The 16,315-nt window shown below is 31.5% G+C and carries 20 protein-coding genes and 2 pseudogenes; 12 read left to right on the forward strand and 10 right to left on the reverse strand.

Annotated features, from left to right (window positions below):
- Positions 1–12 precede the first annotated feature (12 nt).
- Positions 13–1,188: an LETM1-related biofilm-associated protein gene (locus Q0870_RS03600; protein WP_298551167.1), complete on the forward strand. Its 1,176-nt coding sequence runs from the start codon at positions 13–15 to the stop codon at positions 1,186–1,188.
- Positions 1,189–1,248: 60 nt separating this feature from the next.
- On the forward strand, positions 1,249–2,241 hold the full coding sequence (gene lpxD / locus Q0870_RS03605; protein ID WP_298551170.1) for a UDP-3-O-(3-hydroxymyristoyl)glucosamine N-acyltransferase: 993 nt from the start codon (positions 1,249–1,251) through the stop codon (positions 2,239–2,241).
- Between the two features lie 25 nt (positions 2,242–2,266).
- Here lpxD and Q0870_RS03610 read toward each other — a convergent pair whose 3' ends face one another.
- Positions 2,267–3,745: a PLP-dependent aminotransferase family protein gene (locus Q0870_RS03610; RefSeq protein ID WP_298551172.1), complete on the reverse strand. Its 1,479-nt coding sequence runs from the start codon at positions 3,743–3,745 to the stop codon at positions 2,267–2,269.
- Positions 3,746–3,847: 102 nt separating this feature from the next.
- Here Q0870_RS03610 and Q0870_RS03615 point away from each other — a divergent pair, with 102 nt between their 5' ends.
- Both Q0870_RS03615 and Q0870_RS03620 read left to right on the forward strand, forming a co-directional pair.
- Complete coding sequence (locus tag Q0870_RS03615; RefSeq protein WP_298338491.1) at positions 3,848–4,363, forward strand: GNAT family N-acetyltransferase; 516 nt, start codon at positions 3,848–3,850, stop codon at positions 4,361–4,363.
- Positions 4,364–4,365: 2 nt separating this feature from the next.
- The gene (locus Q0870_RS03620) at positions 4,366–5,028 is read left to right on the forward strand and encodes a pyridoxamine 5'-phosphate oxidase family protein (RefSeq protein ID WP_298551174.1); all 663 of its coding nucleotides are present in this window, start codon (positions 4,366–4,368) and stop codon (positions 5,026–5,028) included.
- 10 nt (positions 5,029–5,038) lie between these two features.
- Here Q0870_RS03620 and Q0870_RS03625 read toward each other — a convergent pair whose 3' ends face one another.
- The 5 genes from Q0870_RS03625 to Q0870_RS03645 all read right to left on the reverse strand — a co-directional run bounded on the left by Q0870_RS03625 (position 5,039) and on the right by Q0870_RS03645 (position 8,585).
- The gene (locus Q0870_RS03625; RefSeq protein WP_298551176.1) at positions 5,039–5,794 is read right to left on the reverse strand and encodes a LytTR family DNA-binding domain-containing protein; all 756 of its coding nucleotides are present in this window, start codon (positions 5,792–5,794) and stop codon (positions 5,039–5,041) included.
- 148 nt (positions 5,795–5,942) lie between these two features.
- Entirely contained in the window at positions 5,943–6,272 is a 330-nt protein-coding gene (locus tag Q0870_RS03630; RefSeq protein ID WP_298551178.1) for a 2TM domain-containing protein, read from the reverse strand.
- Between the two features lie 12 nt (positions 6,273–6,284).
- The gene (locus Q0870_RS03635; RefSeq protein ID WP_298551180.1) at positions 6,285–6,587 is read right to left on the reverse strand and encodes a 2TM domain-containing protein; all 303 of its coding nucleotides are present in this window, start codon (positions 6,585–6,587) and stop codon (positions 6,285–6,287) included.
- Positions 6,588–6,600: 13 nt separating this feature from the next.
- Entirely contained in the window at positions 6,601–7,941 is a 1,341-nt protein-coding gene (locus tag Q0870_RS03640) for a histidine kinase (RefSeq protein ID WP_298551182.1), read from the reverse strand.
- A gap of 20 nt (positions 7,942–7,961) precedes the next feature.
- Complete coding sequence (locus Q0870_RS03645; RefSeq protein ID WP_298551184.1) at positions 7,962–8,585, reverse strand: hypothetical protein; 624 nt, start codon at positions 8,583–8,585, stop codon at positions 7,962–7,964.
- Between the two features lie 376 nt (positions 8,586–8,961).
- On the opposite strand from Q0870_RS03645, the gene Q0870_RS03650 reads away from it, so the two are divergent.
- Positions 8,962–9,141: a hypothetical protein gene (locus tag Q0870_RS03650; protein ID WP_298551185.1), complete on the forward strand. Its 180-nt coding sequence runs from the start codon at positions 8,962–8,964 to the stop codon at positions 9,139–9,141.
- Positions 9,142–9,204: 63 nt separating this feature from the next.
- Here the strand turns inward: Q0870_RS03650 and Q0870_RS03655 are convergent, their stop codons facing one another.
- Entirely contained in the window at positions 9,205–9,933 is a 729-nt protein-coding gene (locus Q0870_RS03655; protein ID WP_298551187.1) for an energy transducer TonB, read from the reverse strand.
- Between the two features lie 272 nt (positions 9,934–10,205).
- Here Q0870_RS03655 and Q0870_RS03660 point away from each other — a divergent pair, with 272 nt between their 5' ends.
- Both Q0870_RS03660 and Q0870_RS03665 read left to right on the forward strand, forming a co-directional pair.
- The gene (locus tag Q0870_RS03660; RefSeq protein ID WP_298551190.1) at positions 10,206–10,526 is read left to right on the forward strand and encodes a hypothetical protein; all 321 of its coding nucleotides are present in this window, start codon (positions 10,206–10,208) and stop codon (positions 10,524–10,526) included.
- Between the two features lie 14 nt (positions 10,527–10,540).
- A complete protein-coding gene (locus Q0870_RS03665) occupies positions 10,541–10,885 on the forward strand; it encodes a hypothetical protein (RefSeq protein WP_298551192.1) in 345 nt (114 codons plus the stop codon).
- Positions 10,886–10,971: 86 nt separating this feature from the next.
- On the opposite strand, the pseudogene Q0870_RS15405 reads toward Q0870_RS03665, so the two are convergent.
- Together Q0870_RS15405 and Q0870_RS03670 are read right to left on the reverse strand one after the other, a co-directional pair.
- A pseudogene (locus Q0870_RS15405) lies at positions 10,972–11,163 on the reverse strand (IS110 family transposase); the annotation flags it as partial.
- Positions 11,164–11,180: 17 nt separating this feature from the next.
- Positions 11,181–11,399: a hypothetical protein gene (locus Q0870_RS03670; RefSeq protein ID WP_298551193.1), complete on the reverse strand. Its 219-nt coding sequence runs from the start codon at positions 11,397–11,399 to the stop codon at positions 11,181–11,183.
- Between the two features lie 366 nt (positions 11,400–11,765).
- Between Q0870_RS03670 and Q0870_RS03675 the strand changes: the two are divergent.
- Positions 11,766–12,179 (forward strand): annotated as a pseudogene (locus Q0870_RS03675) (TRIC cation channel family protein); the annotation flags it as partial.
- 146 nt (positions 12,180–12,325) lie between these two features.
- Here the strand turns inward: Q0870_RS03675 and Q0870_RS03680 are convergent.
- On the reverse strand, positions 12,326–13,030 hold the full coding sequence (locus Q0870_RS03680; RefSeq protein WP_298551195.1) for a peptidylprolyl isomerase: 705 nt from the start codon (positions 13,028–13,030) through the stop codon (positions 12,326–12,328).
- 5 nt (positions 13,031–13,035) lie between these two features.
- Here Q0870_RS03680 and Q0870_RS03685 point away from each other — a divergent pair, with 5 nt between their 5' ends.
- From Q0870_RS03685 to Q0870_RS03700, 4 genes are all read left to right on the forward strand, one after another.
- A complete protein-coding gene (locus Q0870_RS03685) occupies positions 13,036–13,677 on the forward strand; it encodes a CoA pyrophosphatase (protein ID WP_298551197.1) in 642 nt (213 codons plus the stop codon).
- 56 nt (positions 13,678–13,733) lie between these two features.
- The gene (locus Q0870_RS03690; protein ID WP_298551199.1) at positions 13,734–14,531 is read left to right on the forward strand and encodes a lysophospholipid acyltransferase family protein; all 798 of its coding nucleotides are present in this window, start codon (positions 13,734–13,736) and stop codon (positions 14,529–14,531) included.
- A 214-nt stretch (positions 14,532–14,745) separates the two neighbouring features.
- Positions 14,746–15,612, forward strand: a complete 867-nt coding sequence (locus Q0870_RS03695) for a 3-keto-5-aminohexanoate cleavage protein (protein ID WP_298551202.1) — start codon at positions 14,746–14,748, stop codon at positions 15,610–15,612.
- A gap of 24 nt (positions 15,613–15,636) precedes the next feature.
- Positions 15,637–16,308, forward strand: coding sequence for an acetyltransferase (locus tag Q0870_RS03700; RefSeq protein ID WP_298551203.1), 672 nt, complete (start codon positions 15,637–15,639; stop codon positions 16,306–16,308).
- The last annotated feature ends 7 nt before the right edge of the window (positions 16,309–16,315 follow it).

The following is a 16,315-nucleotide window of genomic DNA, read 5'->3' on the forward strand; positions in this document are numbered from 1 at the left end:
TACAATTGAATTATGAACCCATCATCATCAGGTTGGATAAAAAAGTTACTTAAAGAGACAGAAAACAATAATCTCTTTTTAAAACATGATGAAGACATCTTTTATGATAATCTAAGGTCTTGTGGGTTTGTGTATGGTAGTAATCTGGATGTAGTAAATCAAGTTATACTAAAAAAGGACTTAACCGAAGAAGAGCTATGTAAAACCAATTTATGTTTAGCACTATTTTACACTCATACAAATTCTAAATGTAAAATTCCTTTCATTGAAAGCGTAATTAGTTTTTATGAAAACATAGATTCTAGTAAAACTTCTTTTCTTCAAGATTTATTAGGAGGAAAAAAATCTGATGAGCAATTAGAAAAGATTATACATAAGCGTATTCAAATAGATGCCAATGTACTTACCAAAAACTTTAATTACTTTATTATTAATGCCCTTTTATTTGTAGATATTTTAGCTTACAAAGCCTTTATTGAAAATATAAACATTTCTACTATTGATTATTTAAAAAATATTGAGGCTTCCATTACTTCAATTTCTCTGGATGTTTTAAACTCTAAAGAAACTAAAAACCAATATGACGAGAGTTTAATTAAGTTATTTGAATCTTCATTAAGATATCAAGAAAACTCTCATGTAAACTACAAAAAGGCTATTGCAAATGTCACTACCGAATTAGAGAAATATTACATACTTGATATCGCTTGCATGGCAACATGGAGCGACCAAATGATTGATATTGAAGAACAACATTTTATAGAAAAACTAGGTAGAGATTTAAACTTAAGCACCTCTAAAACCAACCTATCTATTAAAACAGTTAACAAGTTTTATACCGTTAATAAAAATAACATTGCGCTATTAAGCACAAAAAATGTAGTACAAAGCTTTTATAACAATTCTAGTAAAATGGTTAATAAATTAATTACTAGAAATAGTAAGCGTTTGTATCAAGAATTGAAAGACAGTAAAGAACTTATGGTTTTACTTACTCAATCTACCTTTAGAGACTTGAATAAAAACGAACAAAAAAAAGTACAAGAACAACTACTTGATATTTTTAAATCCATACCAAGCCTTGCAATATTTTTACTGCCAGGTGGCGCTTTATTATTACCATTAGTAGTAAAATTTATTCCAAAAATACTACCCTCTGCATTTGATGAAAATAGGATTGAAGAGTAAAAATTATAATTTCTGTTTTTTTTCTATTAGATTTACAAATACACAAAATAAAACAACCACATGGCATCATACTCTATTCAGGAGATTAATAACTTATTAAAAGGAAAATTAATAGGTAATACAACAAACATTATTGAAGGCCCAGAACAACTTCAAAACGCTAAAAAAAATCACATCACATTTATTGGAAGTAGTAAATACTTGAAATATTGGGGTGATTCTAAAGCTTCTGCTGTTTTAGTAAACGACAATTTAACTATAGAACCTGGAGACAATCGTGCTGTTATTAAGGTGAAAAATGCTGATTTGGCTATGGCTAAAGTATTAGAATTATTTAATCCGCCAGTGCCAGAATTTGAAACCGATATTCATCCAACTGCAGTAATTCATGAAACCGCTAAAATTGGAAATGGCTGTAAAATTGGTGCCAATTGTTATGTTGGAAAAGATGTTGTTTTAGGGAGTGGCGTAATTCTTTATCCAAATGTATGTGTCTTTGATGAAACCACTATAGGCGATAATACCATGGCGTGGTCTGGAACCGTAATTAGAGAACGTTGTATTATTGGTAGCCATTGCATTTTTCATACTAATGTAAGTATTGGTGCAGATGGTTTTGGATATAGACCGAGTGATGATGGTAAAGGTTTAACTAAAATACCACAGATTGGAAATGTTATTATTGGACATTATGTTGAAATAGGCTCAAATTCTTGTGTGGATCGTGCTAAGTTTAGTAGTACCATAGTTGGTGATGGCTGTAAAATTGACAACCTCGTGCAAATAGCACATAATAGTGTTATGGGACGTTCGTGTATTATGGCAGGACATAGTGGGCTTGCAGGCTCTGTAACTTTAGGTGATGGTGTTATTATTGGTGGAAGTGCCTCAATTAAAGATCATACTACTATAGAATCTGGTGCAACTGTTGGTGCTGGTTCTGGGGTTATGAATAATGTAAAAGCTGGTGAAACAGTTTTAGGGTATCCTGCACAAGATGCCAAAGCGATGCTGAAGCAATGGGTGGCGATGCGTAGATTAGTTAAGAAATAAAAAACTTAATTTTGTTTAAAGGTTATCAGTTTTTAATCTCTATAATTGTTTTCTTTAATCTGTTTATTAATTCATAAATTTCATTTTCATTATAAGCTGCAAAACCAATTCTTATACAATTATGGCTTGATTTAGCCCTATCATAACGTTGCCAATTCCCAATTTCTAATTTATACTTTTTAGCAACTTCAGCAATAGTAAACCAAGAATACTCTGGATGTAACTTTACCCAAACTGCCATACCACCAATAGGAATTTCAAATTGGAAAAAATCACCTATTTCATCTTTTAAAAGCTTACAAAACAAGTAACGTCTTTGTTTGTAAATTTTCATCACTTTACGAATATGCCTATCTAGATCCCCAGATTTTATAAAATCTGCAAATGTTAATTCTAATAATGCATCGCCCTGTCTATCTATAAAACCTCTCAATTTAGCTGCTTCATCTACAAACGCTTTTGAAGCAATTAAATAACCAATTCTATAAACTGGAGCAACAGTTTTACAAACCGAACCTATATAAATAACATGTCCATTAGTATCGTGGCTTGCTAATGGTAAAATTGGAGCATGATTATAATTAAAATCATAATCGTAATCATCTTCAATAATTGCAAAACCATATTGCTTTGAAAGATTTAAAAGATGAATTCTTCTTTTTGCAGAAAGCGTTACTGTTGTTGGATGGTGGTGGTGAGTCGTTACATAAACCGCTTTAATTTGTTGTTTCTTACATAACTTTTCAATTTCATCAGTTACTATTCCGTTTTCATCTACCAAAACTGTTTCAAGTTTTGCTTGTTGATATAAAAAAGTACAATCTGCAGACTCATAATTAGTATTTCCAACTACAATAATATCGTCTTTTTTAAGTAATAATTGCGATGATAACCAAATTCCCATTTGACTACCGCGAGTAAGCAGCACATTGTCTTTATTAATATTTAACCCTCTTGTTGTATTTAAATAGCTTACTAAAACTTCACGTAAAGTATCATTCCCGTAAACAGAGCCATAAGACAAATGTTTGAACACAGATTTTTTTGCAGAAATTCTTCTGTATGTTCTAGCAATTTCATCTATTGGTGTTAATCTGCCATCCGAAATTCCATCATTTAAATACATAAAATCTTCATCTCTCTTAACAGGCTTTTCGGGTAAATCGCTGTTTTTATAAAAAGAAAAACCACTATTTTTTTTCAAATTAACATCACCAAAATCACTTAACTTATGTTGTTTTAATACAGGTAAATTACTTAATACAAAAGTTCCCTTTTTAGGAATACTTTCTACCCAACCTTGCAACAAAAGCTCATCATAGCAAGCAACAATAGTTTTTCTATGAACATTTAACTGTTCTGCTAGAGTTCTACTACCAGGAAGTTTTGTATTAGCACCTAAAGTTTGGTTTTTAATCAATTGAATAATTTGATTTGACAATTGTAAATACAATGCTTGATTACTTTTTCTATCAAATTGAATACTGGTTTTATACGGAAACATCTGGACTATTAATTATATTTATTCTGGACGATTATAAGAGTCCATAAAACTAGTAATTTTGAAATAGTCAAACAAACAGATATATAAATAAATAAGTTGAAAATGATTGAAATACGAAGAGCCATATCATCTGATGCTATTCATATTGCCCTACTAGGAAGGGTAACCTACACAGAATCTCATGGAGATTATATAGAAAACAAAAACGATTTACTTGAATTTTACAATGAACATTATGCAGTTTCTAGGATTAAAGAAGAATTAAATGATGATGACATTCTATATTGGATTGTTTTTTCTAATGAATTACCAGTTGGTTTTGCTAAACTAGCATTAAACATAAAACACCCTACAAAACCAGAAATTAATTCTTGTAAACTACAAAGACTATACGTTTTAAACGATTTTATTGGGCTAAAAATAGGTTCTCAATTACAAGAAATTATACTGCAAAAAGCGATTGATTTAAAATTTAAAAAGATATGGCTGACTGCATATTATAAAAACAAAAAAGGAATTAATTTTTATAAAAAATACGGCTTCAAAAAAATTGGAAATATTGATTTTTTTGTTGGAAATAGTAATTATCCAAATTTAATTTTCGGTAAAGATTTATAAGCATGAAAACATACGAAAAAACAAAATTGAACCGAGTAAAACGTGGACAAAAAAGGGCTACTTATGATGTTGAAAAAATAAATACCATTTTAGATAGCGGTTTTATTGGCTATGTAAGTTATGTATATAAAAATAGAGCCATTACTTTACCCATGGCTTACGGAAGAAAAGACAATAAAATTTATTTGCACGGATCTCAAGCCAACAGAATGTTATTAGCCTTATTGGAAGCTAAAGAAATGAGTATGACTGTTATGCACTTAGACGCCTTAGTTTTAGCGCGTTCTGGACTGCACCATTCTGTTAACTATCGTTCTGTTACTTTATTTGGTTCAGTTAAAAAGATTGAAGCTCCTAAAGAGAAAGATAAAGCGCTTTTTTACTTTATGGAACACATGATGAAAGGGCGTTGGGATGGCATTAGACCCATGCACAAAAAAGAATTAGATAGAACACTAGTTGTGGAAATGACTATTAATACCGCTTCTGCTAAAATAAGAGATGTTGGTGTTGGTGATGAACCTGAGGATTACGATTTAAATGTTTGGGCTGGCTTAGTCCCTTTAAAGCTGGTTGCCGAATACCCAATTGCAGATGAAGGTATACCAACTAAAATGGACATCCCTAATCATGTTTTAGAGTATTATGAGCAAAACAAGGGGTAAATAAACTAGCCTACTCTAACCACCCCTTAAAATCCTTAACACGTTCTCGGGCTACGATAACCTCTTGCTCGTTATAAGAATGGAGTTTTATTTGTAAACGTGAGTTGGTATAGCTTACCATATCTTTAATGGCATTTATATTTACAAAAAACTTACGGTTAATACGAAAAAAGGTTTGAGGTTCTAGCTCATCTTCAAGATGTTCTAGCGTGGTATCTAACAGGTAGTTTCTGCCTTCTGTAGTATGTAGATAGGTGCCTTTATTTTCACTATAAAAACATTCAATCTCATCTATGTTTATAAGTTTTAGGTGCTGCCCTACTTTTACTGAAAAGCGCTTTTTGTATTCTCTATCAATTGGGTTTACTAGTAGTTTTTTAATATCATTAAAATCTAAGGTTACAGCTTGTTTTTGAGGTGCTCGTTCTTGGTATTTTTTTACTGCGCTTTCTAAATCGTCTTCGTCAATAGGTTTTAGCAAATAATCGATACTGTTTAGTTTGAAAGCTTTAAGTGCATATTCATCATAGGCTGTGGTGAATATTATAGCTGATTTTATTTCTATAGCTTCAAAGATTTCAAAAGATAAACCATCGCTTAATTGGATGTCTAAGAATATTAAATCTGGATGCGTGTTATTTTGAAACCAATTAATAGATTCTTCTACGGAATGTAGCATAACATCTGTTGATAAATCTAGTTTTTGCAGCATACGTTGTAGCCGTCTTGCAGATGGTTTTTCGTCTTCTATAATTATGATATTCATTGATTGGTTTGTTTTTGATGGTTAACTTTTTGTTGGCGGATGGTGCGTTAGGGATTGAAGTGGATAGCCCACAGGTTTGCCAATTTTTATTGGCGGACCGAGGACTTGTAACGAAAAGCCCGACCCTTGTGGTAACGCCCAACTTATTTTATTTCCATTGTTTTTTATCTTTATCCATGTATTGTTTAATCTTTTTTTCTTCCCATGATTTGCTAAAAACAAGGTTTCTACCAAAAACTACTAGTGCATGAAAGCCTAAGCCCATAGCCCAGAAAAGGGGTGTTGAAAAGGTTCCGAAATGTAACAGTTTACCGCCGTTAGAAACAATGATAAAAACTATAAAAACATTAACGACTACATACCATAATGCATGCCAATAAAAGCCTTTAATTTCTTTTACACGTTTTTTTGCACGTATATAAGCTTGCTCCTTTTGATGATTTTTATTTTGGTATGGTACTAATTTAGAATCTTCCATAATCTTAATTTTTTAATTCCATTTGTTTTCGTCTTTACGCATTAATTCTTCAATTTTGCGTTCTTCCCAATTACGTCCCAAGGTGCCTTTGTGAACAAAAACTACAAATGCATGAATGGTTACTCCTATACCCCAACCTAAAATTGGGAACCAAAACCATTTATAATCCCAATAGGTTTTATAATTGATAAAAATCATGAACGGTGAAAATAAACAGTAAGCAAAGAGGTGCTGATAAAACGCTTTTATATCTTCGATATGCTTACGGGCTCTTATCTCTTTTTTATTAGTTTCTGTATCTTGCATTTGTTCCATTTTATTTAATTTTTTAATCCCAATTTTTATCTTCGTTACGCATAAATTCTTCCATTTTGCGTTTTTCCCATTTTCTTCCAAATGCACCATCGTTTACAAAAACCTTAAAAGCTTGAATAGCTAAACCAATACCCCAACCAAACATTGGGAACCAAAACCATTGGAAATTCCATGAAGTTCTGTAATTGATAAATATTAACAATGGAATAACTAAGCAATACGATATAACACTGTAATAAAACCCTTTAAGTTCGTCTACATGGTTTAATGCGCGCATGTAACTGTCATCTAATTGTGATGTTGATTGTTCTGTTCTCATGACTGATATTTTTTTAGTAAGCATAGGTATTGCTACTGCAAAACGATTTGCTTCTTTGTGTATATTTACTTTTTTGTTGGTTAATAAATCGTAGCGTTGTTTGATGTTACTTAAACCTACACCACTACTCTTTTTGACTATTTGTTTGGGTTGTAAATTATTTTCAACTACCAAATCTCCTTGGTCTTCATAAATTCTAATATGCAAAGGTTTACTTGATGTTACCATATTATGCTTTACCGCATTTTCTAATAACAATTGTAATGATAATGGCACCACTTTACTTTCTGGGTTTGATGCAGTTTCGGGCATGGTAAAAACAATACTATCTTCAAAACGCATTTTAAGTAAAGACATATAGGTTTTAGCAAACTGCAACTCCTCATCTACCGTTACTAATTCTTTATTTTTTTGCTCTAAAACATAGCGATATACTTTTGATAATGATGTTGTAAACTTTTGTGCATTATCTGGATTCTCTTCAATTAAACTGGTTAACACATTTAAACTATTGAATAGAAAATGTGGATCTAGCTGGTTTTTTAAAGCATCAAACTTAGCACTTGCTGTACCTGCAATTACTTTTTGTTCTTTTATTCTATTTTGCTGATACTTATTATAAAAATAGATAACATGAAAAATGATAACAATGGTTAGCGTTATCCATAAACCAAATTGATAACTTTTAAACGTTTCTCTAGATAAAAAATCATTAAACGAAACCCCTCCATATACCATATAGGTTGAAACTCTGAGTATAAACAGACCAATTAAGGTTATAATTGTTGCCCCTAGAATACCAATTACGATACGCTTAATGTTATCATTCTTTTTCCAGTTGCGGCGTTCCATGTAATCAAAAAAATACATATTGGAATAGCCTAACACAAAAGAATACAGTTGATAAAATCCAAAATCGATTAAAAACTCATTAGTTGTTTCAAAATCAAATCCGCCAGATAACAGGTTGCCAATTACAAAAATGACACATCCTATAATGAAAGTGGTAATGATATTTTTAGTCGATTTCGTCATAATTATTTATCTAGTATTTTTTACTTACCACAAGACTCTAATAGCATTTTTGCTCGGTCTGCGCCCCAATTTGGGTAAAATGGTGTTTCTGGTTTAAAGTTAGCAAAAAGTTCTGTGGCACGTTCTAAATCTTTACAAAATGGTGTAACATCTTGTCCAAAATATTTAGCCCCTCCAATATCCCACTCTGCCTTGCAGTATACTACTCTTGGGTTTTCTGGAGCTAGCATATTTGCTTTCGTGTAAAGCTCTATTACTTTTCCTGATAAGGTCATACCATACGTAGCGCCATCATAAGCCACCCAAGCAGTATGCAATAAAGCTTGTAGAACTAATATCTCAGGGTTTTCTTTTGAGATGGCTGTGGCATCATTTATTAAATCTTGTGCTTTTTTTAGTTTTGCAGTAAGCTTCTCTTCATCCCGTTCTCCAAAACTGTAAATGATATTGATTTGAGCTGCATAATAGGGCGGTAACCAATTATCTGTTTCTGCTTTTGCTATACGCTCAAATAAATTTGCTGCTTCTATGGGTTTATTTTCTTCCCAAAGACCAAAGGCTTTTTGCATCCCTTTTTCATAATTAGTTTGTGCATTTATAAACCCAGAAACTAAAAGTGTTGCGATAATAATTATTTTTTTCATAATGGTTGTTTTTTAATGATGAGACAAATATCCAACAGAAGTCCATGTTTTTAAAAACCAACTTACCGAACTGTTATTTTTTGTAGCTGAAATGTTAAATCTTTATAATTTGACTATCAAATTACCTATTTTCCTTTGCTTAAAATTTTAAATTATGAAAAGAATAATCACATTTTTTATTAGCTATAATTGTCTCATGGAGTTATGCTCAGACTGAAAAAATATCGATGATTGACTATGTGCAGGTTTTAAATAATAACAAAGCCGAAGTGCTATTTTATTATCAAAACAATTGAGAGCAATTACGTATTAAAGCTATTGAAATAGGATATATATAGATAGTTATCAATTACTAGAAACGTAACCAACAGCAGAAATGCCATATAGATTTATATTGATTACTACATACAAAAGTAAATTACAACACCATGCTAGTGAAGCTAATTTTAATATGTTAATTGAGGCTAGTGATGGTTTAAAACTAATGAATGAAAAGAAACCAAATGATTTTAGAAAAGCGATATTTCACAATGATAAGGTGAAACATTTAAATTAAAAGGCAGTCGGAATATATTTTCAAACTGCCTTTTTTACATTGACATAAAACCCTTTACTAATCTTAACCTTCTTGAAACTTGAAAAATATAGGTACAGCATAAGATACTTTTACAGGTTTACCTCGCTGTTTTCCGGGTTTCATTTTTGGTAATTTATTTATAATACGCTCTGCTTCTTTTTGTAGAATAGCATCGGGCCCTCTAGAGCGAACACCTGTAATATTTCCGGTTTTATCAATTACAAAAATTACTGAAACACGTCCTTGAATTCCTAATTCTAAAGCGGTTTCTGGATACCTAAAATTATTAGCCACGTGCTTTTGTATTTTATTTTGAAAACACTCTTTTGTTGCTTGTTTAGATAAGTTTTCACAACCTGGGAATACTGGTACATCTTCAATTATGGAGAAAGCTACTTGCACATCTTCATCTATTTCCTCGACTTGAATATCACTTACATCTACAATACGCTCCTCGATTGCATCATCTTGACCTATTTCTGTGCTTTCAATTACGGTTTCTTCAATTTCCTCAACATCTTCTACAATTTGAATAGTTTCTTGAACTACAGCTGGCGGCGGTGGTGGTGGCGGTGTATTAGCATTCAGAATAGGAATTTCTTCCTCAAATTCACTTTGCATTTCAACAAAATCTAGAACTAAATCGTCTTTTTCATAAGTTCTATACTCTAAAGCTTGCCAAGATAAAAACAACATTAAATTTAACCCTATAGCAAAATAAATACTGCTATTTCTACCTATTTCTACGTTTGGATTTTTTTTAGCTTTCATGACACTTCGTTTTAACTGATGAGATTATCATCACATAAACTCATCATAATTTCACTACTTTAAAGTTATGATTTACAAAGGCTAACAACTATGACTTTTGTCATATCTAGAAATTCAAGATTTTGATGTTTTTTAGTTTTTTGAAGTTTGTTTTCTTTATTTAGTTTTGAATAACATTGCTTTTGACTTTATCAGAAAAAAAATACAACTTCGTTTACCCTCAGATATAAATCATTAAAACGACGCATATCCATAAAAACATTAGCAACAATATGAAAAAATCGATAGTGACACTTATTATTGTCTTTGGTCTAAATTCTATTGTAGCTCAAATCAAAGAAAATATCCACGAATTGAACTCAATGGAAAATCTTTTAACCGAAGATGTTAAAAATATTTTAGAAACAAACTTGACTGACAAAAAGGTTGCCTTTTTAGGAGAAGCTGAACATCATATAGCATCCGATTTTAAAGCCAAAACAGAATTTGTTAAATATCTGGTTTTAAAACATGGTTATAAAGACATTGCTTTTGAAAGCGATTTTTTCGGTTTATATTTTGACCATAACAAAAGAAATATCTTTGGAATGTGATCTAACTCCTATAAATGTCTAGATTTATTCAGTTTTTAGAAAAAAACAATGTTACTCTTTGGGGTTTTGATAATCAATATGAAGGGACTTATTCTTATTACAATCTTTCAAAAAGCATAAAAAACTTTTTAGAAGAAAATAAAATAGATTTCGATAATAAATTTATTGAGTTTATTGACGTTGTAAGACGTAAGAAGTTTAAGGCTAGAAATCATCTAACAGAAAAGGATATTAATTATTTGATAAGTACGTTAGATAAATTGCTTAACGATAAAACAGTTGAATCAAACCCAATTTGGAAACAAATTATAGAAAGCTTTAAACTTGCTTCTAAAAATTTAATTGTTTTCTTGTTATGAGCCTCTACTGTTTTATAGACATATGAAGGAGCAAAGTTTTGGTTCTCCTTAGTTGATTTGAATATTAAAAGTGATTTCTTAATTTTTTATCGTTCACTATAAAGCAACTTTAATTGCTGGATTTCTTTCTCTGGAACACTTGAGATCTGGAGTTTATCTATGTTACGAATACTATAAAATGCAATATCCTTAGCATCGGTCTTGTCACTCTTTCCTCTTGAGATACCTTTGGACCTCTTAATCTCTACTGCGGGTACAATCCAATAATCATAATCGTTCTCATAACAAAAACAGCTTAAAGGAAACGTGTAAACACCTGTATTCTTAAAACAAAATAGGGTCTGTTAAAATCAATGCCTTGTTTTTTTAGAAGGTTAAACATGCGTTTTAATCCTTTGGTGGTATTGGTAACCACAAAGTGTGTGTTTAAGGCGGTACCCCTCTTGTCTATCAAAACAACATCTAGTTTTAATTTTGAGATGTCAATACCAATATGAAATAAATAATTTTTCATAATTTTAGGCTTAAGTAAATAAAATGTTAAAACTCTTTAGAACCTTTATCATATCTACTATTCTATTTGAAGCTATAAATTTATATTGAATACAAACTAAAGGTTAGGGATTGTAGCGGCATCCTTTTTTGAAAAAAACAGATATACCTTTACTTTAGAAATGAAATTTAACAGATAGCCACGTCGCCCGCTCCTCGCTATGACGTAAAAAAAAATATAGCGAAACATTTATGTTCATGAATTCAAAAATTTAAAATAGAAATGCATAAATAAAAGCCCGACCCTTTTCGGGTAACGCCCAAAAAATATTAATAAATAGAAACAAAATTTTAAGACCCAAAAAAAGTCATATTCTATACCATAGATATTTTAGGAGCCGCTGTATTCGCAATACTTTTTAAAAGTAAAATCAATTATTTAAAAACCTCACTGTTTTTATTCGATACTATCGGTATTGGGCTCTAAACACTAGTTGGTATAGAGAAAGGACTAAATGCAGAATTGCATCCTGTAATTTGCATCACCTTAGGAACAATTACTGCATCCTTTGGAGGTGTTATTAGGGGTATTTCATGTAATGAAATCCCTGTTATTTTCAGAAAATAAATTTATGCTATAGCTTGCATTTAAGGTGGTGTTACCTATTTTGTTTTGCGAGAATTTCCAATACAATACAACTATGTGTTTATAATTACAGGAATAGTAGTTATTGTAACGAGGTTATTAGCAGTAAAGTTTAAAATTGCGCTACCAACAACTTATTCAGGAAAAGAGGAGTAATGTTCAGCAATTTTATGACGTCAACACCTTTGCGTCTTATCTCCTTTACTCGACAAAAAAAGTATTCAGTCGCAGTACTCAGTTAAAAGATGTATCCAGCTTTATGTCTTCTTGTCTTAGCGAGACACCCGTCTCCTGTCATTTTCTTAATCAATAATCTCCACATTACGGATAAAAATATTCTTATCTGGCCAATCACCATCATCAGTTTCAACGGCAGCAATTTTATCAATAACACTCATTCCCCGAGTTACATGACCAAAAATGGTGTAGTCACCATCCAAAAAGTGAGCGCCACCTTTTTGGCAAACAATAAAAAACTCAAAAGGAGATGCTAATTTATGTGGGTTTCTAATTTCGCTACTAGGCATAGAAATAACACCACGGTCATGTTTGTAGCCGCGTTTAGTGTCTGGAGGTAATAAGTATTTACCAATGTATGAGCGCTTTCTAGCTGTTTTTACATCATCACTATTTCCTGCTTGAACCATAAAATTATCAATAACTCTATAGAATTGGGTGTCATTAAAATAACCTTGTTTAGTTAACCAGATAAAGTTAGAACGATGAAACTTGGTTTCATTATAAAGTAAAATATCAATGGTGCCAAGATCAGTAGTTATTCGTACTTTATTTTCCTTATGGTGTTTGTCGTACTCCAAGAAAAACTCCATGGCGCTTTTAGAATTTAACTTAGGGAACTCACGCTCTGGTTCTTGACTAGTAACTTTTTCAATGTCTTTTTTAGCGGGTGTTTCAACTTCTGTTTTAGGTGTGTTTTTCTTTTTAGTTTGTTTATCTTCACAATTCAGAAGTAAAAGAAAAAAACAGAAAAACAATACGGTTCGCATAGACTATGAAGTTTGAAAAATTTTTAAAATCCGTTTCAAAAATAAAAAATATCCAGTTACCAGCCGAAGCTTCTCAATTTAAAATGGTGCCACCGTTTCGTCAAGAGTTATTAAAAAAGCAAGAAAAAGCCATTAGAAAAGCAAAACAGGCTGGGGTTTTGGCGTTGTTTTATCCAGATAAAGATTATCAAACCAAGTTTGTTCTGATACTTAGAAATACTTATAAAGGTGTACACTCTGCACAAGTGGCTTTTCCAGGAGGGAAGCTAGAAGACCAAGATGCATCAATACAAGATACGGCGTTAAGAGAAACTTTTGAAGAGATAGGAGTGCCAATTGATACCGTGCAAATTGTTAAAAAAATATCTCAAGTTTACATTCCACCAAGCAATTTTTATGTGCAACCTTTTATTGGAATTACAGAAAAATCGCCTAAATTTAAAAAACAAGATGATGAAGTTGAAGCCATTATTGAAGTAGATTTAGAACAATTTTTGGACAACCAATCATTAATTACCAGAAAAGTAAAAACATCATATAGTATTGAAGTTGAGGTGCCTGCATTCAAATTGAATGATTATGTGGTTTGGGGCGCAACTGCAATGATGTTAAGTGAAATTAAAGACTTGTTAAAACAACTTTTGTAGTCTATTACTTTTGTTACATTTGCATTCTTAGTTTAACTAAAATTGACGTGTGATTTATGGGATTGTTTAAAAAAAATCCATTTGGACATATATTATTTGTAAAAAAATGGCTTATCAGAATCTTTGGAGCTCTTACACATAGACGCTTTAGAGGTTTTAACGAGTTGCAAATAGAAGGTTCTGAAATCATCAAAGACTTACCAGATACCAATGTGCTTTTCATATCTAATCATCAAACGTATTTTGCCGATGTGGTATCTATGTTTCATGTATTTAATGCTAGTTTAAGTGGTCGTACAGATTCAATAAAAAACATAGGTTACCTATGGAGGCCTAAGTTAAATATTTATTATGTAGCTGCTAAAGAAACTATGAAAGCCGGTTTATTGCCTAAAATTTTAGCTTACATGGGTTCAATTAGTATAGAGCGCACATGGAGATCTGAAGGAAAAGATGTAAACAGACAGGTTAAAATGAGTGATATTTCTAGTATAGGTACGGCCTTAAATGATGGTTGGGTTATTACCTTTCCTCAAGGTACAACAACACCTTTTAAGCCTATAAGAAAAGGGACGGCACACATTATTAAACGTTATAAGCCTGTAGTTGTGCCAATTGTAATTGATGGATTTAGACGCTCTTTTGATAAAAAAGGATTGCGTATTAAGAAGAAAAATATTCTTCAATCTATGGAAATAAAAGCACCTTTAGAAATTGATTACGAGAATGAATCTACGGAAGATATTGTGAAAAGAATTGAGTATGCCATCGAGCAACACCCATCGTTTTTAAAGGTGATTTCCAAAGCAGAATTAAAAGCGCAAGAAGATCTTAATACGAAGCGAAAGTGGTAGTGTAATTATTTTTAGAAAATGCACTTTTTGGTTGATTATTAAAAGTCTTTTACTTAATAACCAAATCTGTGCTTTACCTTTATTGACTTGTTCTTCTTTATACAATCTTATTCAGAGTTTATTTAATCGATTTTTTTGAATTCAATAAACTAGAATAAGTATTTTGCCATTCATAAAAACTAATTTAAAAAAACATTAATAAATTTAATTCTTTATGGTTAATGATTTAATAATAAACTTTACCCCAACAGGTATGATTCCTACTAAGGATATGACGCCTCATGTTCCAGTTAGTGTTTCAGAAATTGTGGAAGATGTACATGCTGCTAACGAGATTGGTATAACTATGGTGCATTTGCATGCAAGAGATGCAATAACAGGGGTGCCTACTTATGAAAAGGAGGTGTATGCAGAAATTATAGGAGGGATAAGAAAATATGCCCCTGAACTTGTTATTTGTGTCTCATTAAGCGGAAGAGATTATGGGGAGCTAGAAAAACGTAGTGATCCTTTATTATTAGAAGGTGATTTAAAACCAGATATGGGAAGTTTAACTTTAAGCTCCTTAAATTTTAATAAAACGGCTAGTATTAATGCTCCTGAAATGGTAGTTAATCTTGCTAGGATGATGAAAGAACGAGGTATTGTTCCTGAACTTGAAGCTTTTGATATTGGTATGATTAATTATGCGAAATATTTAGAACGAAAAAAATTACTTGAAGCACCATACTATTACAATCTTTTGTTTGGTAATATAGCTTGTTCTCAGGCTAATCTTTTACATTCTGGGGTTATGATTAATGATCTTCCTGAGTATTCTCATTGGAGTCTAGCAGGTATCGGAAATGAACAATTAAAAATGAATTCGCTAGCCATAGCTGTAGGTGGAGGTGTGCGTGTGGGAATTGAAGATAATATTTGGTATGACACTGCTAGAACAAAATTAGCTACGAATTCGGATTTACTAAAACGAGTTCATTTAATAGCCAATGCAAATGAAAGAAAGGTAATGTCGCCTAAGGATTTTAGAGTAAAAATGAATTTGCAAGCAGGAAATGGTTTGTATGGCAGAGCCGTTTAGTTAACTAAGATTATAAAGTTTAATATGAAAAATAATAAGAGTTTGAATGTTTTAGGATGTGTACCTATGACACTTAATACATTGCTAGAATTGGCTGAGGAGTCTCAATCTTTTTTTTCTTTTAATATTTTAAAAAATATACCTGTTGAAATTAACGAATTGTTTGCACCTAATAAGAATTGGAATATTACCAATTTAAATGCGTATGAACTGAGTTTGCAGTTTAAAAAGAAAGACGAGTTCGCTTTTTCTGTTGTAGGTGTAAATTCAAAAGAAAGTGTTTTTAATTGGTTTAAAGCAAAATCTGAAATCACTAAAGGTCAGTTTATAAATTTAATACATCCTACATCTTATGTGTCCCCTTCTGTGATTTTAAGTAATGGTATACAATTAGAAAGTTTAAGTACTATAGCGGCGCGCTCGTCTATAGGGTTTGGTGTAAATATTAAAAGAAACTGTAGTTTAGGACATCATTGTGAGATTGGTGATTATGTGACAATAAACCCTGGAGTTACGTTAAGTAGTTTTGTTAAAGTAGGGGTAAATACCATGATTGGTTCTGGTGTTTCTGTGAAGAACGATATTTCTATTGGAAAAAACTGCATCATTGGTGTCGGGAGTGTTGTTGTGAAAAACATACCAGATAATTCTGTGGCTTATGGTAATCCTTGTGTTGTTAAAGCAAATAATGTTTAAGTTGGTT

It is taken from the genome of uncultured Algibacter sp. (assembly GCF_947487575.1).
In the GTDB taxonomy this organism is placed as follows: Bacteria; Bacteroidota; Bacteroidia; order Flavobacteriales; family Flavobacteriaceae; genus Algibacter_B.